This is a genomic window from Tritonibacter scottomollicae (assembly GCF_003003215.1).
In the GTDB taxonomy this organism is placed as follows: domain Bacteria; phylum Pseudomonadota; class Alphaproteobacteria; order Rhodobacterales; family Rhodobacteraceae; genus Epibacterium; species Epibacterium scottomollicae.
This window is the reverse complement of sequence record NZ_PVUF01000001.1, coordinates 351,519-371,209: the sequence shown is the minus strand read 5'-3', so window position 1 is coordinate 371,209 and position 19,691 is coordinate 351,519. Positions and strand designations below refer to the sequence as shown.

21 protein-coding genes and 1 riboswitch are annotated in these 19,691 nt (G+C 62.3%); of the genes, 4 read left to right on the top strand and 17 right to left on the bottom strand.

Going from position 1 to position 19,691, the window contains the following annotated elements; translation table 11 throughout:
* Nucleotides 1-111: 111 nt before the first annotated feature.
* On the bottom strand, nt 112-822 hold the full coding sequence (locus CLV89_RS01835; protein WP_106161922.1) for a helix-turn-helix transcriptional regulator: 711 nt from the start codon (nt 820-822) through the stop codon (nt 112-114).
* A gap of 77 nt (nt 823-899) precedes the next feature.
* Here CLV89_RS01835 and CLV89_RS01830 point away from each other — a divergent pair, with 77 nt between their 5' ends.
* Entirely contained in the window at nt 900-1,520 is a 621-nt protein-coding gene (locus CLV89_RS01830) for a glutathione S-transferase family protein (RefSeq protein WP_106161921.1), read from the top strand.
* A gap of 88 nt (nt 1,521-1,608) precedes the next feature.
* Here the strand turns inward: CLV89_RS01830 and CLV89_RS01825 are convergent, their stop codons facing one another.
* From CLV89_RS01825 to miaB, 14 genes are all read right to left on the bottom strand, one after another.
* Nucleotides 1,609-2,238, bottom strand: coding sequence for a nitroreductase family protein (locus CLV89_RS01825; protein ID WP_106161920.1), 630 nt, complete (start codon nt 2,236-2,238; stop codon nt 1,609-1,611).
* 198 nt (nt 2,239-2,436) lie between these two features.
* On the bottom strand, nt 2,437-3,048 hold the full coding sequence (gene cmk, locus CLV89_RS01820; protein ID WP_106161919.1) for a (d)CMP kinase: 612 nt from the start codon (nt 3,046-3,048) through the stop codon (nt 2,437-2,439).
* Nucleotides 3,049-3,144: 96 nt separating this feature from the next.
* Nucleotides 3,145-4,497: a 3-phosphoshikimate 1-carboxyvinyltransferase gene (gene aroA, locus CLV89_RS01815; RefSeq protein WP_106161918.1), complete on the bottom strand. Its 1,353-nt coding sequence runs from the start codon at nt 4,495-4,497 to the stop codon at nt 3,145-3,147.
* A 275-nt stretch (nt 4,498-4,772) separates the two neighbouring features.
* Nucleotides 4,773-5,540: a tRNA (guanine(46)-N(7))-methyltransferase TrmB gene (gene trmB / locus CLV89_RS01810; protein ID WP_106161917.1), complete on the bottom strand. Its 768-nt coding sequence runs from the start codon at nt 5,538-5,540 to the stop codon at nt 4,773-4,775.
* Between the two features lie 116 nt (nt 5,541-5,656).
* Complete coding sequence (locus CLV89_RS01805) at nt 5,657-6,034, bottom strand: hypothetical protein (protein WP_106161916.1); 378 nt, start codon at nt 6,032-6,034, stop codon at nt 5,657-5,659.
* Between the two features lie 62 nt (nt 6,035-6,096).
* Nucleotides 6,097-6,768 carry a COG3904 family protein gene (locus tag CLV89_RS01800; RefSeq protein ID WP_243394903.1) on the bottom strand — a complete coding sequence of 224 codons (672 nt, stop codon included), beginning with the start codon at nt 6,766-6,768 and terminating at the stop codon, nt 6,097-6,099.
* Between the two features lie 329 nt (nt 6,769-7,097).
* Nucleotides 7,098-8,279, bottom strand: a complete 1,182-nt coding sequence (gene metK, locus CLV89_RS01795) for a methionine adenosyltransferase (protein WP_106161915.1) — start codon at nt 8,277-8,279, stop codon at nt 7,098-7,100.
* Nucleotides 8,280-8,287: 8 nt separating this feature from the next.
* Nucleotides 8,288-8,336, bottom strand: a riboswitch (SAM-SAH riboswitch).
* Nucleotides 8,337-8,390: 54 nt separating this feature from the next.
* Nucleotides 8,391-9,917: an apolipoprotein N-acyltransferase gene (lnt, locus tag CLV89_RS01790; protein WP_106161914.1), complete on the bottom strand. Its 1,527-nt coding sequence runs from the start codon at nt 9,915-9,917 to the stop codon at nt 8,391-8,393.
* Nucleotides 9,914-10,816 carry a hemolysin family protein gene (locus CLV89_RS01785; RefSeq protein WP_106161913.1) on the bottom strand — a complete coding sequence of 301 codons (903 nt, stop codon included), beginning with the start codon at nt 10,814-10,816 and terminating at the stop codon, nt 9,914-9,916. The genes lnt and CLV89_RS01785 overlap by 4 nt, the downstream gene beginning before the upstream one ends.
* A gap of 22 nt (nt 10,817-10,838) precedes the next feature.
* Nucleotides 10,839-11,351 carry an rRNA maturation RNase YbeY gene (gene ybeY / locus CLV89_RS01780; protein ID WP_106161912.1) on the bottom strand — a complete coding sequence of 171 codons (513 nt, stop codon included), beginning with the start codon at nt 11,349-11,351 and terminating at the stop codon, nt 10,839-10,841.
* Nucleotides 11,352-11,727: 376 nt separating this feature from the next.
* A complete protein-coding gene (locus CLV89_RS01775; protein ID WP_106161911.1) occupies nt 11,728-12,747 on the bottom strand; it encodes a PhoH family protein in 1,020 nt (339 codons plus the stop codon).
* Between the two features lie 195 nt (nt 12,748-12,942).
* Nucleotides 12,943-13,248 (bottom strand): hypothetical protein, encoded by a 306-nt coding sequence (locus CLV89_RS01770; protein ID WP_106161910.1) that lies wholly within the window; start codon nt 13,246-13,248, stop codon nt 12,943-12,945.
* Between the two features lie 12 nt (nt 13,249-13,260).
* Nucleotides 13,261-13,848 carry an OmpA family protein gene (locus tag CLV89_RS01765; RefSeq protein ID WP_423837290.1) on the bottom strand — a complete coding sequence of 196 codons (588 nt, stop codon included), beginning with the start codon at nt 13,846-13,848 and terminating at the stop codon, nt 13,261-13,263.
* Between the two features lie 338 nt (nt 13,849-14,186).
* Entirely contained in the window at nt 14,187-15,509 is a 1,323-nt protein-coding gene (gene miaB, locus CLV89_RS01760; RefSeq protein ID WP_106161909.1) for a tRNA (N6-isopentenyl adenosine(37)-C2)-methylthiotransferase MiaB, read from the bottom strand.
* 163 nt (nt 15,510-15,672) lie between these two features.
* Here miaB and CLV89_RS01755 point away from each other — a divergent pair, with 163 nt between their 5' ends.
* Nucleotides 15,673-16,542, top strand: coding sequence for a hypothetical protein (locus CLV89_RS01755; RefSeq protein WP_106161908.1), 870 nt, complete (start codon nt 15,673-15,675; stop codon nt 16,540-16,542).
* A gap of 156 nt (nt 16,543-16,698) precedes the next feature.
* Here CLV89_RS01755 and CLV89_RS01750 read toward each other — a convergent pair whose 3' ends face one another.
* Nucleotides 16,699-17,496: a phytanoyl-CoA dioxygenase family protein gene (locus CLV89_RS01750; RefSeq protein ID WP_106161906.1), complete on the bottom strand. Its 798-nt coding sequence runs from the start codon at nt 17,494-17,496 to the stop codon at nt 16,699-16,701.
* Between the two features lie 94 nt (nt 17,497-17,590).
* On the opposite strand from CLV89_RS01750, the gene CLV89_RS01745 reads away from it, so the two are divergent.
* Complete coding sequence (locus tag CLV89_RS01745) at nt 17,591-18,499, top strand: LysR family transcriptional regulator (protein ID WP_106161904.1); 909 nt, start codon at nt 17,591-17,593, stop codon at nt 18,497-18,499.
* A 5-nt stretch (nt 18,500-18,504) separates the two neighbouring features.
* Here CLV89_RS01745 and irrA read toward each other — a convergent pair whose 3' ends face one another.
* Entirely contained in the window at nt 18,505-18,921 is a 417-nt protein-coding gene (gene irrA, locus CLV89_RS01740) for an iron response transcriptional regulator IrrA (protein WP_106161902.1), read from the bottom strand.
* A gap of 228 nt (nt 18,922-19,149) precedes the next feature.
* Here irrA and fabA point away from each other — a divergent pair, with 228 nt between their 5' ends.
* Nucleotides 19,150-19,659 carry a bifunctional 3-hydroxydecanoyl-ACP dehydratase/trans-2-decenoyl-ACP isomerase gene (fabA, locus tag CLV89_RS01735; RefSeq protein ID WP_106161900.1) on the top strand — a complete coding sequence of 170 codons (510 nt, stop codon included), beginning with the start codon at nt 19,150-19,152 and terminating at the stop codon, nt 19,657-19,659.
* The last annotated feature ends 32 nt before the right edge of the window (nt 19,660-19,691 follow it).

Below are 19,691 nucleotides of genomic sequence, written 5' to 3'. Positions count from 1 at the left end.
TTGACAGGGCGGTTTATAGGCGGTTTTGGCCTTGCTGGCAAGGGGGCTCGTGCCCGGCATCGTGCAGGGCGGCAAAGCACCCCGAATGCATTTCTCCACGCTCGAACAGTGTCACGCTTTGCGCGGCGCATCTTCGGAGTATGCCTTCGACATCTGGGAGATATAATCACGCAACAACCTGACCCGGTTTGGCCGAAAGCTCTCGTCGGTCGGCTCGGCAGTTTCCATCCGCCACATCATGAACTTTCGAAACTCCTGCCGCAAACAACACCACGCCAGTAGCGCGGCACCCCGATCAATGTACACGATCGCCAGCGGATAGACCCGCCGATGCGTGATCGCGCCAGCTGCATCTTGGTAACAAATGTCGAGCGCGCATTCGTCCCAGCATGCCGTCCTTATCCGGGACATATCCGGCGCCACGGTGGTCGGCGCCTGATAGCGATAGACCATATGTGTTGCGTGAACGATTTGACGCTGCAAGCGCTCCGGCATGGTCGCGGCGATCTTGGCAAGCGCGGATTCTGCTGCCTGTGCCAGCTGCGCATCACCGCGCTGGCGCACGTCGCTTAAGCCCACCACCAGCGCTTCCATCTCGATCCGGTCAAACGTCTGCGGCGGCAAGGCCGGATCTTCGGTCAGCGTATAGCCAAGCCCCGGCGCGCCATCAATCAGGGCCCCACTCGCCCGAAGGCTGTCGATATCACGATAGAGGGTGCGTTCCGACACTTCGGTTTCAAGTGCCAGCCGGGCTGCGGTCACAGGTTTGGGCAAAACGCGCAAGGCATTCATCAAGCGGAAAAGACGTTCGGGTCGGCTCATGACTTCCTGACGGAAACTGACAGTATGTTGCTTGTATATCGAACTTCCGATTCAAACCAAACAAGGAAGTCGCCACCATGCTGACCCTCTATCACTCGCCCCGCTCGCGGTCGTCGCGCATTGTCCGGCTGATCGACGAGTTGGACATCTGGTCCCAGATCGACATTCGCATCGTCGATGTGGCACGGCTGGACGGGTCGGGCGGGCAAGACCCTGCGAACCCGCATCCCGAAGGCAAGGTGCCGTTGCTTGTCCATGACGGAGTCGAGATCTGGGAGTCGAATGCGATCATCCTCTATCTCACCGACCTGTTTCCCGCTGGCGGAATGGGGCCGGCCCCTGGCGATCCGCAGCGCGGGCGGTATATCAGCTGGCTGGCCTGGTACGGCAATGTGGTCGAACCGGTCCTCGTCTGCGGCGCTGCAGAGTTGTCGCATCCGGTGCTGGAGGCCACATTCCGGGGGGTGCCGGATATGACCAGCCGTCTGGTCAATGCGCTGGAGCAATCCCCCTTTCTTGTGGGAGACACGTTCAGCGGCGCCGATCTGTTGATGGTGTCGCCCTTCATCTGGTTCCGTCATGAGGCCGCCGATCATCCCACCATCAAGGCCTGGATCGAACGCTGCGAAGCGCGCCCTTCGGCGCAGCGCTCGGCAGAGTTCGACACAAAGCAACTCGACCAGAACAAGGCCGGTTGAACGCAAGTCGCGTGACAGACTGCCAGCCACAAGAAAGGGCGGAGCCTTTCGGCTCCGCCCTGAGATCAGCGCGCGTTGACTGCGCAGATCAGTCGATCTCGGTGACCAGAGCCGCCTTGGATTTGCGGACCTTCGGCATCGGCAAGAGCCAGTCGCCGTCTTCGGAGCGGGTGCCCAGCGGCAGCAAAACCTTGGACCGCAGACCCTTGGCTTTCAGGTCGAGGATCTCGTCCACTTGGTCGGGGTCAAACCCCTCCATCGGAGTGCTGTCGACGCCAAGCTCCGCCGCTGCGGCCAGGGCGAAACCCAAGGCGATATAGGCCTGATGGGAGGCATGGGCGTGGTTCACCTCTGCCGAGCGCGGCAACAGCATCTCCTTGAGGTTGGCGAAATAGCCCTGCAGCATGTCGGAATCGCCACGTTCTGCCACCATCTGCTCGACCACCGCATCGATGCGCGCCTCGGTGTAATTGTCCCAGGCGGCAAAGACCAACAGATGCGAGCCGTCGGTGATCTGCGCCTGATCCCAGGCCACGGGCCGAATCGCCTCGCGCAGAGCGGTGTTGCGGATCACGAAGAGCTCGAACGGCTGCACGCCGCTGGAGGTGGGAGCCATGCGGATCGCCTCGACGATCCGGGCGACCTTGTCTTCCGGCACGGGTTTGGCAGGGTCCATCTTCTTGGCAGCATAGCGCCAGTTCAGCTTATCCAGAAACATCGGGAAGGTCCTTTCAGTGTGTCTCGCATGCAGTCATTTAATAACTGAACCGGATCGTTCAAGTTATTTTATCTCGACGTCGAGACTTAGGTAGACATCGAAGCCTACGACTGCAACCCCTGCCCCTACAGATCGTGAAAAAACAACGGCGCCCCGCCTGGGACGCCGCTCAGGCCTCATGCCATTCGTTACGGGACATCAGCCTTTTTGACGGGCTTCGACAACCGCAACGGCCTGGCCGATGGCCTCTTCAATGCTCAGGCTGCTGGTGTCGATGGTCACGGCATCCTCTGCCGGCTTCAAGGGCGCCTCGGCGCGGTTCATGTCACGCTCGTCACGGGCGCGGACATCCGCCAGCACCTCCTCGAGCGTGATGATGCTGCCCTTGCCGGTCAGTTCCAGGAACCGCCGCGTGGCGCGCACCTCGGCGCTGGCGGTCACGAAGAGCTTCACCTCCGCCTCCGGGCAGATCACCGTGCCGATGTCGCGCCCGTCCATGACCGCGCCGCCGGAGCGACGGGCAAAGGCACGCTGAAAGTCCACCAGAGCGGCACGCACCCCGGCGATCACCGCCACCTTGGATGCGGCTTGCGCCACCTCGGCGGTGCGCAGGTCGTCGCGCTCCAGATCCACGACCTCAAGAGCTTCGGCAGCCGCGACCGGCTCCGCTCCGTCCAGCATACGCGCGCCGACCACGCGGTACAGCAGACCGGTGTCCAGATGCCCATAGCCGAAATGATCCGACACCGCCTTGGAAATGGTGCCCTTGCCCGCCGCCGCGGGACCGTCGATCGCAATGGTAAAGGCCATGGTGTCTCTCCTTGTGGCTGGTCTGGTCACAGGGGGCGCTGCCCCCTCGCGCCAAAGGCGCTCACCCCCGAGATATTTCTGAAAAGATGAAAGGGCTCAGGTGTTGTCGCGGCTGATGTGGGCGCCAAGATCGCCCATCAGGCGTTCGAAGATCGGGAAGGATGTGGCGATCGGGCCACCATCGTCCACCGAGACCGGCGCCTGCGCGCCCATGCCCATCACCATGAACGACATGGCGATCCGGTGGTCGAGGAAGCTCTCGCAGGTGGCGCCGCCCTTGACGCCATCCGGGCCACAGCCCTCGACACTCCACCAGTCCGCGCCCTCCTCGACGGTGACGCCATTGGCGCGCAACCCGCGGGCCATGGCGTCGATGCGGTCGCTTTCCTTGACGCGCAATTCCTTCACCCCCGCCATCATGGTGGTGCCGGTTGCGAAAGAGGCCACGACGGAGAGCACCGGATATTCGTCGATCATCGAGGCCGCGCGCTCGGGCGGCACGTCGATGCCTGTCATGTCGGGGGAGTATTTGGCCCGCAGATCGGCCACCGGCTCGCCGCCTTCTTCACGTGGGTTCTCGAAGGTGAGATCCGCTCCCATATCCTGCAGCGTGTAAAACAGGCCCGCGCGGGTGGGGTTGAGGCCGATGCCCGGCACCAGCACGTCCGAGCCGGGGGTGACCAGCGCGGCGCAAACCGGGAAGGCGGCGGAAGAGGGGTCGCGCGGCACAGCGATCACCTGCGGCTGCAATTCGGGCTGACCGGTGAGGGTGATGACGCGACCTTCGTCGGTGTCCTCGGTGGTGATCTCGGCACCAAAGCCCGCCAGCATACGTTCGGAGTGATCGCGGGTGGCCTCGCGTTCGATCACCACGGTCTTGCCCGGTGCATTCAGCCCGGCGAGCAGCACCGCCGATTTCACCTGCGCCGAGGGCACCGGTACCTCGTAGCGCACCGGCACCGGCTCTGCGGCGCCGACGATGGTCATCGGCAGGCGACCCCCTTCGCGGCCTACGGATTGGGTTCCGAACAGCGCCAGCGGATCGGTCACTCGCGCCATAGGACGCTTGTTCAGCGAGGCATCGCCGGTGAAGGTCACGGTGATCGGCGAGGTTGCCATGGCGCCCATGATCAGCCGCACGCCGGTGCCGGAGTTGCCGCAGTCGATGACATTCTCCGGCTCGGCAAAGCCGCCGACACCAACCCCGAAAACGGACCATTCGCCGCCGCCGTGGTTGGTGACCTCGGCACCAAAGGCCTGCATCGCCTTGGCGGTATCCAGCACGTCCTCGCCTTCGAGCAGGCCTGAAATTCTTGTCTCGCCCACGGCCATGGCACCAAGGATCAACGAACGGTGCGAGATCGACTTGTCGCCGGGCACATGGGCCTCGCCCTTGAGCGGGCTGGCGCGGCGGGAGGTCATCGGAATGGGCGTGCCGTGTCCGGACATGGGCGGTTCCTCTTCTCAGTCGGTCGCAAGGCTGTTAGCGCAAGACGGCGCTGTCGTCCATCACCAAGCGCGCCTTGCCCGACCGTCTGGCCGCCTCTTGAGGGGCGCACGCGCCCTTGTAGAGTGCGGTGACGCAGGCCGCGCCTCTGGCGCGGCCTGCCGGGCCCAAGGGGCCAGGCTGCATTTCCAATGCAGATTAGACGTGCGGGAAGCTCCCCTCTTTGCGGCACAGCTCTCCCGTTGGCGATGGCCGAACGGTTTCGAACGGCGCGCACTCACCCCGTGCGGCGGAAGGTGAGGTAGTGCGGCGTGCGCCCCTCACGCAGGGCCTTTTGTTCGTAGCGGGTCGAAATCCAGTCCTGCCATGGCTGGCGCCAGTCGGTCGGCCCCTCAGCCAGCCATTCGAATCCGGCCTGCGGCACCTCTTCCAGCGTCTGGCGCACATAGTCGGGAATATCCGTCGCCACGCGGAAGATCGCGCCGGGCTTCAGAGCACGGGCCAGCGGCGCCAAATGCTCTTGGGTCACAAACCGGCGCCGGTGGTGACGCGCCTTTGGCCAAGGGTCCGGATAGAGCAGGAAGGCACGCGACAGGCTCTGCGCGGGCAATACATCCATCAGATCCCGCGCGTCGCCCGGGTGAACACGCACATTTTCGACCGATGACTTGCGCAGCTTGCCCAGAAGCATGGCGATGCCGTTCACATAGGGCTCCGCGCCAATGATGCCCACGTCCGGATTTGCCGTGGCCTGATGCACCAGATGCTCGCCACCGCCAAAGCCAACCTCAAGCCAGACGTCACGCCCGCCAAACAGCGCCTCAAGACCGAGCGGAAGCCGGTCGGGGTTTTCATCCCACCCCACCGCACCCGGGCTCAGACCGGGCAGCATCTCATCAAGGTCGCGCACCTGATTTGGCTTCAGCTGCTTGCCCTTGAAGCGGCCATAGAAGTTCCGCCAAGGCGCACCAGAGGCATGTTTGCCCTCAGCATCAAGGCCGGTTCCAACCTCTGTGAAAGCAGTGCGGGCGTTGTCATCGGACATCTGGGGCGGGTTTCCTCTGGTAAACTCACTGAAATACGCGCCATCGACGGCCACGCAAGGCGCCCCCCTCTGCCGCAGTAAGCCGCGAAGGTCAAGCGGCGCGACACCGGCGACGCTCAGTCGGACGGCCCGGTGCGGCGTGATCCCATGGTATCCTCGCCGTCCCAATGAAAACAATGCAGCATACGATGCGCCACCGGCGCAATCATGATCCCGGACACAGCCAAAGCCACGAACCCGCTGTAGAGCGCGAACAGACTGGTGAAGAGACGCCCCGCTCCCGTCCGGGGCATCTCGGCCAGTCCCAACCCACTGATCAGCGTGCTTGCATGCAGGACCGCCTCGGACAAGGGCAGCGTCTCAAGATGCATCAGCGCCACGGCACCTGCAAAGACCGAAACGGCCAGCAGCATGACCGCAGTCAGGACATGCCACCACAGGCGGCGCAGAAAGCGAGGGCGCGAGAGCGGCGGCACATGCCGTTGTTCATACATTGCGATAGCCTCCCCCCTGCCCCGCCTGCGGCTGGCAGCGCAGATGGCCCCGATCGGTGCGCTCAGGGCGCTTCGTCACGCAACACCCCTGCCTCGATCAGCTGCATGCGGGTGGGATACCATTCGTCACCCGAGTCTACCTGCAACGTCTGGATCGCAAACCCCGGCTCTACACCGTTGTCGACCATGTAGCTGAGGTATTCAAACATTTCGCGCTGCGTGTCGGTGTAGATCCAGGATCCAAAGACGAACGGTGTGGCCCAGCCACGGCTTTCGCGCAGATCTTCATAGTAGCCTTCTACCGCCTGCGGCGACCAGGAACGGCGATGAAATCCAATCTTCGAGCCCAGCGTCATTTCGCGACGCGCGCCTGCGAGGAACACGTCGACACAGGCACTGACGCATTCACCATCCACCTGCGTGTTCAGACCATAATCCGATACGATCCACGCGATTTCAGAACTGGCGTAAATGCTGCCACCGCTGGAGTTAAGCTGCAGCGTGCTGACGTCCGGATGTTCCTGCAGAAGGCTGCGGAACAGGTCGATATCGGAAATCACGATCTCGCCGGGTTGGTCGTCCGCAACCGCCTCGGTATCAAAGGACAGCGTGCTGCCATCCACGAACAGACGGCCCGCCCCGTCGTCCAGTGCCGATGCCGGCGCGGCCCAGATCAAGGCCGCGAGGCTCAGCAACGCCCTGACTGGCCCCGTTTTGCATCCCAGTATCGCCATATTGGCCCCCTTGCCCGATCTGCTTTGCCCCCTTGAATAGCGGGCGAAGGGTATAGGGAGCAAACCCGTTCTGCAGTTCAAGAAAAAGAGATCAACAGAAAGGCCCTGCGAGACCACGCCGGCAACGATGAGCATATGAGCGGCCCCGCTCGCGCGGCCTCCCTGTCATAGACAGCGCGGGCTGCCCTCGCGCAACGGCAGGCAATACCTGTCAGTTGCATTGGCCAGTCCGGCGGACCTGCGCGAGATCTGCTCCAGATGGCCGATACAAAAACGGGCGAGGGTTTCCCCCGCCCGTGATTCTGCGTGACGTGATTGAAGCGCCGACTTCAGACCGCGCCCTTCAGCGCGCCGGTCAGGTCAGTGCGCTCCCATGAGAAGCCACCATCGTCCTCCGGTGCACGACCAAAGTGGCCGTATGCGGCGGTGCGCTGATAGATCGGCTTATTGAGACCCAGATGCGTGCGGATGCCGCGCGGTGTCAGGTCCATGCATTTGCGCACGGCAAACTCGATCTGTTCGTCCGGCACGACACCGGTCTCATGAGTGTTCACATAGATCGACAGTGGCGCAGCCACGCCAATCGCATACGAAAGCTGCAGCGTGCATTTATGCGCAAGACCGGCAGCCACAATGTTCTTGGCCAGGTAGCGCGCGGCATAGGCTGCAGAGCGGTCCACCTTGGTCGGGTCTTTGCCGGAGAACGCGCCGCCGCCATGCGGTGCGGCGCCACCATAGGTGTCCACGATGATCTTGCGCCCGGTCAGGCCCGCATCACCATCGGGACCGCCGATCACGAATTTTCCGGTCGGGTTCACGTGCCAGACGGTGTTGTTGGTCAGCCAGCCCTCGGGCAGCGACTCGCGAATATACGGCTCTACCATGGCACGGATGTCGGCAGAGGTCAGTGTCTCGTCCAGATGCTGTGTCGACAGCACCAGCGACGACACCTCGACCGGTTGGCCGTTTTCATAGCGCACGGAGATCTGCGATTTGGCGTCCGGACCAAGTGCCGGCTCGGTGCCGTTCTTGCGCACTTCGGCAAGGCGACGCAGAATTGCATGCGAGAACTGGATCGGCGCAGGCATCAGCGCATCGGTTTCATCGGTGGCAAAGCCGAACATGATGCCCTGGTCGCCCGCCCCCTCGTCCTTGTCGCCAGCCGCGTCGACACCCTGTGCGATATGGGCGGATTGCTCGTGCAGCAGATTGGTGATCTCAACCGTTTCGTGGTGAAACTTGTCCTGCTCGTAGCCGATGTCCTTGATGCAGGCGCGGGTGATCTCGTCGATCTTGCCCATGTAGTCCTTCAGCTTGTCCTGGTCCGCCAGGCCAACCTCACCCCCGATCACCACACGATTGGTGGTGGCGAAGGTCTCCGCGGCAACGCGCGCCTCCGGCTCTTCGGCGATCAGCGCGTCGAGGACGGCATCGGAAATCCGGTCGCAGACCTTATCCGGGTGACCCTCGGATACGGACTCCGAGGTGAAGGTGTAATTGTTTCGGCTCATAAGAGATGTGCTCCGCTAAATGAAGTCCGCCACGTCAGGAAGCCGTTGTGGCGGCGATGTAGAACGCAGTAGGCGCGCTCACTCCTTGGGTCAATCTATAGCTTCAACAGATTAAGCAAGTGTTCGCCGCCGGTTCATGCCAAGCCGTGGCAGACTGACGACACAAAGCAGCAGCAGGGAAACGAACAGCGCCGGCCAATCGCCACTGCGACTGTAGAGCGTCGGCGGCAAGGGGCGGGGCAAGCGTGCGTCAAGGTAGCCTGCAGTATTGAGCGCAAGACTGTCCCGGACATGACCATAGGGATCGATGACCGCCGAGACGCCGGTATTTGCAGCCCGCAGCATCGGCAAACCCTGCTCGGCGGCGCGCAACTGTGCCTGAACGAGATGCTGATAAGGGCCAGAGTAGTTGCCGAACCACGCATCATTGGTGATCAGAACCAGATAATCCGGCCGAGAAGGCGTGGCATTCACATCCTGCGCAAACACGCCCTCGTAGCAGATCAGCGGCAGCGCCCGGCCTGCGATCGTGTCCAGCAGCCGCCGTTGCGTCCCGGGCGCATAGCCACCGGCAGCGCGGGAGGCGAGGCCGAAGACGCCGAACCTCTCCCATAGCTTCGGGAGCGGCATGTATTCGCCGAAGGGCACGAGATGCACCTTGTCATAGATGTCGAGCGCCTCACCTTCCGCGCTCATCACCACGGCAGAATTCATGTAGCGCCCGTTTTCCTCGCGCTGGATGCCATAGATCACCTCTGCCCCTCGCGCGGCCTCGACCAATGCCGGGCGCACCTCGTCGATGTAGTTTTGCAAGGTGGGGATCGCCGTCTCTGGCCAGATCACCAGATCCGGACGTCCGCTTCCGGCTTGGGCCGGAGCGGCGGCGGTAAAATCGAGCATCCGCTGCACGAACATCCAGCGTTTCTCGGGCAGCCATTTTTCAGCCTGTGGCGCATTGGGCTGCACCAGACGCACGGTCTGGCTGGTCAGCGGCAGATTGCCACCAAACGGACGTCCATCGGGCAGCCAGCCTGACGCAATCACCATCAAGCCGGTGGGCAGCACTGCAAACAGGGGACGCCGCGCCAGCAGCACGCAAGGCAGCACCGCCAGCAAAAGCAGCACCGCAAACCCATGCGATCCAACCCAGGGCACCGCCCGCAAGACCAGATCGCGTGGAAATGCCAGCTGCGCAAAACCCGCCCACGGGAAGCCCGTCAAAACATAGGCACGGGCCAGCTCTGCCAAACTCCATGTGGCCACCAACGCAAACACCCGCCAGTCACCGCGAGACATCCTTGCGCCAGCCCAGAAGGCGAGTGCCCAGAACAATGCCAAACCTGCCGCCATCAGCACCAACGCAAAGGGCGCCATCCAGCCAAATGTGGCCGCGTCAATCTGAAACGGCTCCATGATCCAGCTGAGACCAAAACCGAAGTAGCCGCAGCCAAACAGCCAGCCTATCCCGCCTGCGCGACTTGGCTGGTCCGAGCGCAAAAACAAGAGCGCAACGATCAGCAATGCCACCGGCGTCGTCCAGACCGCAGACACAGGCGCCAATCCCTGCGCCATCAGCGCACCCGCACCAAAGGCCAGCCCATAGGGGCCAAACCGACCAAGCGCGGGCAGCAAACTCATTCCGCGACGATACCGGGCAGGCGCACACGCAGGCGCTTGATCCGGCGGGGATCAGCGTCGACCACCTCGAACTCCGGACCTTCTGGATGCTGGATCACCTCGCCGCGCGCGGGCACGCGTCCCGAGAGCATGAAGACCAGACCGCCGAGGGTATCGATTTCCTCGCCATCCACATCTTCGTGACGGGTCAACGGAATGCCGATCTCACTCTCGAACTCGACCAGCGGTGTACGGGCCTGCGCAACATAACAGCCGGGCTTTTCCTGCACCCAGGTCTGATCCTCTCCGCTGTCGTGCTCATCCTCGATTTCGCCGACCACCTGCTCGATCAGGTCTTCGATCGTCAGCAGGCCGTCGACGCCACCATATTCGTCGATCACCAGTGCCATATGGCGGCGCTCGGCTTGCATCTTTGTCAGCAAGACACCAATCGGCATGGACGGCGGCACGAAGAGCAGCGGCCGCAACATATTGGCAAGATCAAACCCTTCGCGCTCACAATCGAAGCCATAGGTCAGGGCAAAATCCTTGAGGTGCACAAATCCCAGTGGCGTGTCGAGTGTGCCTTCGTAGACCGGAACGCGGGTGAAACCAGTGTCACGAAACATCTGCACCAGCTCTTCGCGTGCGATCGTCACGGGCACGGCATCAATCTCGGCGGTCGGAATTGCGACATCCTCGACCCGCAGCCGGCGGAGGTTCATCATGCCCGGTGGAGGGTCCGCGAGGATTTCACCGCCATCTTGCTCCGGCGCGTCATCCTCGGTGGTTTGGGAAAAACTCCCGAAAATCTTACTCAGGAACCCGGGCGTCTCCGCCCCGTTCAACGTTGGTTCCATCGCTTCAATGTCCTGCAGCGCGCTCTGCGCTGCGTTAGAACTGCCTTCTATATCGCCCATTGTTCCATTCCAAAGTGGCCGCTCACGGCCCGTCCTCCAAGATATATGGGTCAGGAATACCCAGTTTGCCAAGTATCCTGACCTCCAATGTTTCCATGACCGTGGCGTCGCTGTCACGAATGTGATCATAGCCCAATAAATGCAACGTTCCGTGAACGAGCAAATGTTGCACATGATGCAGCGGATCTTTGCCCGCTGCGGCCGCCTCGGCCATGCAGGTGTCATATGAGATCGCGATGTCGCCCAACGCCGCATCTCCCATGAAATCCATCTCCGGCTCTCGCGGCGTCGCGCCCGCCTCCTCGGCGGCCAGCTCTTGCGCCGGCCAGCTAAGGACATTGGTGGCTTTGGACTTCTGACGAAAGTCCGCGTTCAGCTCGGCGATGCGCGGGTCATCACAACCGAGAATGGAGACCTCCCAGTCCTCGTCCCCGAGACCCAGACAGTTCAGCGTGGCCGCGATCGCGACCTCCGCCTGTTTTTCCAGCCCCACTGTTTCCCAGCGGCCATCTTCGATCACAACATCCAGTATCATCACCCCGCCTTACCTCGACCTCAATCGGAACGAAAGCACCGAAGATGCGACACCGCACTGACAGATCCCGCCAGCACCGTCATCCGCCCGCTGCGCCTGACCGATTCCGCAGTCAGTGACGAGCAAGCGCAGCGCAGGCGGCGAACATCCGCCGTCCCGCCGGTGCTAGGGGCGGTTGCTCTGGCGCGAAGTGCGCCGGGGGGCGTTGAACAAAGACCACTGGACGGCGCAGCACAGCATGCCGAAAGCACTGCCCTGCCGCTCGACCTTACGCGTTGGCCCAACTTCAGCTTTTCCATAAATACCTCCGCCGGAGGCTCCTGCGTCGGCCCCTACCACCCAATCCGGCGACAGGACGAGTGTCAGACCAGGCAGATCACCCCGTCATTTCGTCCTTGTCATAGGCCTCGATGATCGCGGCCACGAGCGGGTGGCGGACCACATCCTTGGCGGTGAAATAATTGAACGATATCTTCGGGATCGGCGCCAGCAAACGCTCGGCATCCTGCAGCCCGGATTGCACGCCACGCGGCAGATCGACCTGGGTCCGGTCGCCGGTGATCACCATGCGAGAGCCCTCACCCAGACGGGTCAGGAACATCTTCATCTGCATGGTGGTGGCGTTCTGCGCTTCATCAAGTACCACATAGGCATTCGACAGCGTGCGCCCGCGCATGAAGGCCAGCGGCGCGATCTCAATGGTCTTTTCTTCCTTCAGCTTGGCAAGCTGCTTGCCCGGCAGAAAATCATTCAGCGCGTCGTAAAGCGGCTGCATGTAGGGATCGACCTTTTCCTCCTGCGTACCGGGCAAAAAGCCCAGCCGCTCGCCCGCCTCAACAGCAGGCCGACAGAGGATGATCTTGTCCACATGGCCCTGGATGAACATCGACACGCCCACGGCCACTGCCAGATAGGTCTTGCCGGTGCCCGCGGGCCCGATGCCGAATGCCATCTCGTTTTCATAGAGGTTCTTCACATAGGCCTTCTGCGCGTCGGTGCGTGGCTCGACCAGTTTCTTGCGGGTCTTGATCTCCACCTTGCCACCGGTGAACATCTCCATCTGGCTGTCTGGACCAGAGGCCGCAGCCTCCTCATCCGAGCGATCCAGACGCAGCTCGCGATCAATGTCTTCCCGCTCAACCGGACGCCCGCTTTCCAGGCGTTCATAAAGCAAAGACAGCAACTCCGCAGCCTTCTGACACAGCTCGGGATCGCCATGCACGATCAGCTGGTTGCCGCGCCGGATGATCTGCACGCCCAGGCGTTGCTCGATCTCGGCGAGGTGACGGTCAAACTCGCCGCACAGCTCAATCAGAAGTCGGTTGTCAGGAAATTCCAGCAGCACTTCGGGTGCTGGGGCGTGCTCGGAGGACGGGGGCAGAACACTAGTGGCCAAACGGCTCTCCTGTTGTCAAATTGCCTCTTCAGTCTGCATCTCCGCGCGCGCCCGCGCAAGGGCTAGCCCGCTGGGAAACGCCGGATTTCACGCAACTGCTACATTGGACCGGCAAGGCACCGCGCAAAAGACCCGCCCAGCGCGAAAAAGGCGGCGCCGTGAGGCACCGCCTGGACATCTGCCAAAGCAATCGGATCAAATCGGGTCGGTGAACAACGACCCGCTCTTGAAGGGGCCGACCGCAACATTGCGCGGCAGCTCACTGTTGCAGACCGGCTTGCCGTCCGGGGTCATACGCGGATCCAGATAGCCCTCGACTCCATCATCGACGATCCAGTGTTCGCACCCCTGCGGGTCAACCCATATGCCGGCAGTCAGACCGGCAAGGTCGCCATCACCACCGTCAAAAAAGTTCTGATCGCGGGTCTTGTCAGACACATCGCCACATGCCGCAAGCACAAGTCCGAGCGTGATCACTGAGACCCCTTTGATAATCTTCATACTCCAGCTCCCTCAGCGGCTTACGCAGTAAATTTCGACTCGGCGATTCTGCGCCCTGTTGGCAGCCCCACGATTAGGCACGCGCGGACTGCGTTCGCCATAGGCCCGGATGTCCCTGATACGCGCCCCGACCGAACGACCAACCTGCGCCACCGCGTCGGCGCGACGCTTGGAGAGGGCCATATTGTATTCATCCGAGGCACGGCTGTCGGTATGACCGGCGACGACAAAGTAACGGGTCCCCGGCATCGTGGACTTAAACCACTCCTGAAGGCGCTTGCGCCCTGCGGCATTAATGGCGCTGCCGTCGGTGGCAAAGAACTGATCGGTCGGCATCATGCCGCAGAGCTGACCTCGGCGGCAAACAGGTTTACCGTCCGGCGTCATATGCGTGGTCATGTAGCCCTCGGCACCATCATCCATGACCCAGTGCTCACACCCGTCTGGATCAACCCAGATGGTTGGTACATATCGTTCGCCACGCAGCGGGGCAGTCTCTTGCGCGGCAATGGGTGCGGCCAGAGCGAGCGAAACGACGGTCGCGGCGCAGGCAAGAGGCGCACAGGCTTTGCTTAATATTTGATTAAACACAACAGGCATCCTTCAATTGGCCCACTTGGGAATGATCCTTTCTGAACCTTCCGTGTCTTATGTATGTCCCTAATTTACACTAATTTTCCCTGAACATGAGGCCACTCCATGGGGAATTTCGCGGCGTTCACAGCGCGCATGCGAAACAGTTCCGCACTTGGCGACTTATTGCTGACGCACCGCGATCAATGAGGCCGCCAGCCCTTCAGAATGTGAAAGTAAGCTCTGCCCAGCCGCCACCACCGAGTCGCACAGCGCTCTGGCGGTCGCAGCCTTCAACACCTGAATTGTGCGCGTGGCTGCACATCGAACAGACGCCTAGTCCGCCGACGCAGCCGCTATCGCGCTCAGCCGATCAGCTCGCCAGCCAGCGAGTTGGTCCCGGAGGACAGGATCCGCACCCGGCGCAGGTCGCCCACGGCGGCATCGCAGTCAGCCACATGAACCGCGTGCAGATAATCGGACTTGCCCACCATCTGGCCTGCAAAGCGCCCGGGCTTTTCGAACAGCACGCCAACCTCGCGGCCCACCATGCTGTCCTGCACCTCGCGCTGCTGGCGGGTCAGCAGGGCCTGCAGCCGCTGCAACCGGTCGTCGGCTTCCTTCGGGTCCACCTGCGCACGTTCTGCAGCCGGTGTGCCCGGACGGGTGGAGTATTTGAACGAATAGGCGGTGCCGTATTTCACCTCTTCCACCAGATCGAGCGTTGCCTGGAAATCCGCTTCGGTCTCTTCCGGAAAGCCGACGATGAAATCGCCGGAAATCAAGATATCGGGCCGCGCGGCCCGAATGCGCTCGATCAGGCGCAAATAGCTCTCGGCGGTATGAGCCCGGTTCATCCGCTTCAGGATCTTGTCCGACCCCGCCTGCACCGGCAGATGCAGATAGGGCATCAGCTTGGCACAGGTGCCATGCGCCTCGATCAGATCATCCATCATGTCGTTGGGGTGCGAGGTGGTGAAGCGGATGCGCTCCAGCCCGTCGATCTTGTCGAGCTGCCAGATCAGCTGCGCCAGCGTCGTGTCACCGTCGGCACCCGCGCCGTGATAGGCGTTGACGTTCTGCCCAAGCAGGGTGATCTCGCGCACGCCGCGTTCCACCAGATCTTCCGCCTCGCGCAGGATGCGGTCAGCCGGGCGGGACACCTCGGCCCCGCGGGTATAAGGAACCACGCAGAAGGCACAGAATTTGTCACACCCCTCCTGCACAGTCAGAAATGCGGTGGGGCCACGCTTTGCCTTGGGGCGGCGTTTCAGCTGCTCGAACTTGTCTTCCTCGGGGAAATCGGTGTCGAGCACCTTTTCACCCGCACCCGCCTTGGCTTCCATTTCCGGCAGACGGTGATAGCTCTGCGGACCAACCACCAGATCCACCAGCGGCTGGCGGCGCATGATCTCCTCGCCCTCGGCTTGGGCGACACAGCCCGCCACGCCAATCTTCAGATCCGGCTTATCAGCCTTCAGCCCCTTGAAGCGGCCCAGCTCGGAATAGACCTTCTCGGCCGCCTTTTCGCGAATGTGGCATGTATTCAGCAGGATCATGTCCGCGTCGTCGGGGGATTGCGTTTCCACATAGCCCTGACCGCCCAGCGCCTCCGACATGCGTTCGCTGTCATAGACGTTCATCTGACAGCCGTAGGTCTTGATATAGAGCTTCTTGGGCGCGGTCATGGCGGGGCTACCTTCTAGCGACGGGGAGCAAGGCGAAAGAACAGCGGCAGCGCATAGCGCGAATTGTGGCCGCTTGCAATGGCAAGGCAATTACCCGATTTTAACCGCGAACACCAGACAAGGCACCGGGGCACAACCGGGGCGGAGCAGAAGGACAGGCCCGATGATCTATGCCTCGCTGGAGGATTTCCTGCAGACCGGCAAATCGGTGCTCGCCAAAGGACCGGTGGCGCTGATCTTCGTCGAGGATGAGGTGGAGATCGGCACCAGCTTGCGTCATCACCTGGACTGCGGCTTCAAGGCGGTGGTGGCGTTGATGCCCGATGCTTTCGACCTGCCCAGCGACGTGGCGGAAAGGGTGCATCGCGTGCCCTTTGACTGCGGCCCGGCTGAGGCGGTGGTGGAAGGCGTCAACAGGGTGATCGCGGCGGCCAGCCCGGGCTGCTGGCTCTATTACTGCTACAACGCCGAATACCTCTTCTACCCGTTTTGCGAGTCGCGCACAGTAACCGAGATGCTGACCTTCCACGCGGAGGAACGGCGCGATGCGATGCTGACCTATGTGATCGACCTCTATGCCGGCGATCTGGAGACCTATCCCAACGCGGTCTCGATCGAGGGCGCCTGCCTTGATCGCTCCGGCTATTACGCACAGGGACGCAAGGACCCCATTACCGGTGATCCGCGCGACCGGCAGCTGGATTTCTTCGGTGGCATCCGCTGGCGACACGAGGAACACATCCCCGACGCCAGCCGCAAGATCGACCGCATCGCATTGTTTCGCGCCAGGAAAGGCTTGCAGTTGCGCGCAGATCACACGTTCAACGAACAGGAATACAATACCTACGCCTGCCCATGGCACCACAACCTGACCGCAGCGATCTGCTCCTTCCGCGCCGCCAAGGCGCTCAAGCGCAACCCCGGTTCCACATTCGAAATCCGGAGCTTCAAATGGCACAACTCCACGCCGTTTGAATGGCACTCGCGCCAGCTCCTCGACCTCGGCCTGATGGAGCCCGGCCAGTGGTTCTGAACGCCCCGCACCCGCGAAACATGACCTCTGGCAGAGCTATGAACAAAACGATGCAGGCCCTGCGCCTGTCAATTTCATCTTTTCCCCAAATACCTCGGGGGTGAGGCGCCCTGGCGCCGAGGGGGCAGAGCCCCCTGCCCCGCTCCCTGACCCGCCCTAGCGTTGCAACAACAACGGAAACCAATCCTCGCGCAGACGCTGGCCCGGGGTCATGTCATGGCCCGGAAACGGCGGCGAGGTCGGACCCGGACGCTCCACATACCGCGCATCCTGCCCCACCAGCCGCAACGAGAACGCCCGGCGGCGCATGTCAGAGGTATTGCCGCGCGCGCCATGCAGAGTGCGAAAGTGGAACGCCACCGCATCGCCGGGCTCCATCTCCCACTCCATCACCCGCATGCCCTCCGCGTCCGGGTCCGGCACCGCCATGTACTGCCCTTCATCGGCAAAGAACCCCTCTTGCGAGACCCAGCGGGTGGGCAGCACTTCCTTCTCCCAGCGATGAGATCCGGCCACGCAGCGCAGGCTCGCCTCCCGCACCGGGTCGAGCGGCGACCAGAAGCTGACGGTCTGCTGACCCTCGACAAAATAATAGGGTCCGTCCTGATGCCAGGGGGTCGCCATCGAGGTGCCCGGCTCCTTGACCAGCACATGGTCGTGAAACATCTGGACCAAATCCGAACCCATCAGATCCGCGGCCACCTCCGCCACCGGTGAGGCCTCAATTGCGGCGGCAAACTCCGGGATTCGGGTCCAGTTGCAATAGTCATCGAAGAAACGGCCGCTTTCGCCCTGCCTGTCGTTATTGGAGGCATAGGGACCGGGTTCCGCCATATTGGCCGCCACCCCCTTGCGCAGCAGCTCCACCTGATCGCGAAACAGCCCCTTGATCATCACCACGCCGTCGCGTTGGTAGGCCTCGACCTGATCTTCGCTCAGCAACGGATGTACCATGATGTCCCTACTCCCTCTGACTATCTGTTCTTCTGACCGTCTCAGGCGGCGCGCATAGTTTCAAATCATATCTTTCTAAGATAGCCTTCAGCTGATGTTATACCTGACACTACGCCACTACGAATATGTCACCGCCATTGCCCATCACGGCAGTCTGTCGGGCGCGGCGACCGCTCTGAATGTCAGCCAGCCGGCACTGTCGGCGGCGCTGTCGCGGATCGAAGCCCATCTGGGCCGGGTGCTGTTCCTGCGTCGCAAGGGCGCGCCGCTGGAACTGACACCGCAGGGGCGCGATTTTGTCACGGGGGCGGAGGCGCTGCTGGTGCAGGCGACCCAGCTGGAGCGCGCAGGCACCGCCGTGCAGGCCGCACAGCACCTGACCATCGGCTGTTTCAGTGATCTCGCGCCCTTCCTGCTGCCACGCGCCCTCGCCACCCTGCGCGCCACTCTGCCGCAGGTCCGGCTCGATATCATTGAGGGTCACTTTGAGGATCTGATCACGGCCCTCAGGGCGGGCAGCTGCGATCTCGCGCTGACCTATGACCTCGGACTTGATTCGAGTTTCACCCGGCAGGACCTGCACCACATCACACCTATGGCGCTGATGCCGCCAGATCACCCGCTGGCGGCGCAAAAAGACATCAGCCTTGCCGAACTGGCCCGGGCGCCGCTGATCCTGTCGCGTGAGGGCCTGTCGATCGCCCATATGATGCGGCTGTTCAAAACTCTGGGACTGGTGCCGGAGGTGGCGCATCGGGCCGCATCGCTGGAGCTGCTGCGCAGTCTGGCGGCCCGAGGCGAAGGGATCGGACTGGCCTACAGCCTTCCGCCCGGCGACCTCACCTACGACGGCATGCCGCTCGTCGCGCGTCCGATCCGCGATGCCCATGCCCGGGAACCAGTGGTGCTGACCTGCCATGCGACACCGGCGGACGGGTCGCCCACCGCACAGGCCATGACGGCGCTCACCTCGGCGCTGACAGGAAATTCTTCAGAAAGTTGAGGCGCTTACTTCTTACGCAGACGGATGACCACATCGACCGAGGCGATCTCCATCCCCTCGGGCGGCTGCGGCACGGACTGGATCACCAACTCCTCGGACGGGGCATCACTGACGCGGCCCTCGCCTTCCCAGTAATAATGCGGATGGTCATGCACATTGGTGTCGAAATAGCTCTTGGAGCCATCAACCGTGATCTCCTGCAGCACGCCCGCCTCGCAAAAGGCACGTAGCGTGTTGTAGACCGTCGCCAGCGACACGGCGGCGCCATCGTCCTTGGCGGCATCAAACAGGCTCTCGGCGGTGACGTGACGGTGCTGGCCATCGCCCACCAGCAGAGAGGCCAGCGTCACGCGCTGGCGGGTCGGGCGCAGGCCCGCCTCCATCAGCCACTTGTTGGCGTTCTCTTCATGGGTCGGCGTCATGATCACCTTCCTACTGTTCACATCCACTGGCGTTCTATATGGCAGAATACTGCCCGTTTTCAATCCGATTTGCAAAGACAGCCGCCCGTTCTTCCGGCACAGACCTGATAAAACCTCACCTCACCCTCGCACATGCAGCATCGCGCTGCCCTTGCAGGACATGTAAACGCGATGCTAATGGGGTCGTTGAACCTATTTTGAGACCCACAGGCAGGAGTTGCCCCGCACATGGCCCAATATCCCAGCAGCTTTGACAAGGAAGACCTGCTCAAATGCGCAAGAGGCGAGCTGTTTGGACCCGGCAATGCACAGTTGCCGGCGCCCCCGATGCTGATGATGGACCGCATCACCGAGGTGAGCAGCGACGGCGGTGAGCATGGCAAAGGCCATATCATCGCGGAATTCGACATCACCCCGGACCTGTGGTTCTTCGAGTGCCATTTCCCCGGCAACCCGATCATGCCCGGTTGCCTCGGCCTTGATGGCCTGTGGCAGCTCACCGGTTTCAACCTCGGCTGGCGCGGCTGGCAGGGGCGCGGCTATGCGCTTGGCGTTGGTGAGGTCAAACTGACCGGCATGGTGCGCCCGGAGCGTAAAATGCTGACCTATCGCATCAATTTCACCAAAGCCCTGCAAACCCGCCGCTTGACCATGGGCGTCGCAGACGGGATCGTGGAAGCGGATGGTGAGGTGATCTATCAGGTCAAGGACATGAAAGTGGCCCTCTCCGAGAGCTGATCCGCACCGCGGGTCGCCACGACAGGAACACG

What these genes read in the sequence shown, in the direction of transcription:
- CLV89_RS01835 (WP_106161922.1), bottom strand. Translation starts at nt 822, where the DNA reads ATGAGCCGACCCGAACGTCTTTTCCGCTTGATGAATGCCTTGCGCGTT.
- CLV89_RS01830 (WP_106161921.1), top strand. Translation starts at nt 900, where the DNA reads ATGCTGACCCTCTATCACTCGCCCCGCTCGCGGTCGTCGCGCATTGTC.
- CLV89_RS01825 (WP_106161920.1), bottom strand. Translation starts at nt 2,238, where the DNA reads ATGTTTCTGGATAAGCTGAACTGGCGCTATGCTGCCAAGAAGATGGAC.
- cmk (WP_106161919.1), bottom strand. Translation starts at nt 3,048, where the DNA reads ATGGCCTTTACCATTGCGATCGACGGTCCCGCGGCGGCGGGCAAGGGC.
- aroA (WP_106161918.1), bottom strand. Translation starts at nt 4,497, where the DNA reads ATGTCCGGACACGGCACGCCCATTCCGATGACCTCCCGCCGCGCCAGC.
- trmB (WP_106161917.1), bottom strand. Translation starts at nt 5,540, where the DNA reads ATGTCCGATGACAACGCCCGCACTGCTTTCACAGAGGTTGGAACCGGC.
- CLV89_RS01805 (WP_106161916.1), bottom strand. Translation starts at nt 6,034, where the DNA reads ATGTATGAACAACGGCATGTGCCGCCGCTCTCGCGCCCTCGCTTTCTG.
- CLV89_RS01800 (WP_243394903.1), bottom strand. Translation starts at nt 6,768, where the DNA reads ATGGCGATACTGGGATGCAAAACGGGGCCAGTCAGGGCGTTGCTGAGC.
- metK (WP_106161915.1), bottom strand. Translation starts at nt 8,279, where the DNA reads ATGAGCCGAAACAATTACACCTTCACCTCGGAGTCCGTATCCGAGGGT.
- lnt (WP_106161914.1), bottom strand. Translation starts at nt 9,917, where the DNA reads ATGAGTTTGCTGCCCGCGCTTGGTCGGTTTGGCCCCTATGGGCTGGCC.
- CLV89_RS01785 (WP_106161913.1), bottom strand. Translation starts at nt 10,816, where the DNA reads ATGGGCGATATAGAAGGCAGTTCTAACGCAGCGCAGAGCGCGCTGCAG.
- ybeY (WP_106161912.1), bottom strand. Translation starts at nt 11,351, where the DNA reads ATGATACTGGATGTTGTGATCGAAGATGGCCGCTGGGAAACAGTGGGG.
- CLV89_RS01770 (WP_106161910.1), bottom strand. Translation starts at nt 13,248, where the DNA reads ATGAAGATTATCAAAGGGGTCTCAGTGATCACGCTCGGACTTGTGCTT.
- CLV89_RS01765 (WP_423837290.1), bottom strand. Translation starts at nt 13,848, where the DNA reads ATGCCTGTTGTGTTTAATCAAATATTAAGCAAAGCCTGTGCGCCTCTT.
- miaB (WP_106161909.1), bottom strand. Translation starts at nt 15,509, where the DNA reads ATGACCGCGCCCAAGAAGCTCTATATCAAGACCTACGGCTGTCAGATG.
- CLV89_RS01755 (WP_106161908.1), top strand. Translation starts at nt 15,673, where the DNA reads ATGATCTATGCCTCGCTGGAGGATTTCCTGCAGACCGGCAAATCGGTG.
- CLV89_RS01750 (WP_106161906.1), bottom strand. Translation starts at nt 17,496, where the DNA reads ATGGTACATCCGTTGCTGAGCGAAGATCAGGTCGAGGCCTACCAACGC.
- CLV89_RS01745 (WP_106161904.1), top strand. Translation starts at nt 17,591, where the DNA reads ATGTTATACCTGACACTACGCCACTACGAATATGTCACCGCCATTGCC.
- irrA (WP_106161902.1), bottom strand. Translation starts at nt 18,921, where the DNA reads ATGACGCCGACCCATGAAGAGAACGCCAACAAGTGGCTGATGGAGGCG.
- fabA (WP_106161900.1), top strand. Translation starts at nt 19,150, where the DNA reads ATGGCCCAATATCCCAGCAGCTTTGACAAGGAAGACCTGCTCAAATGC.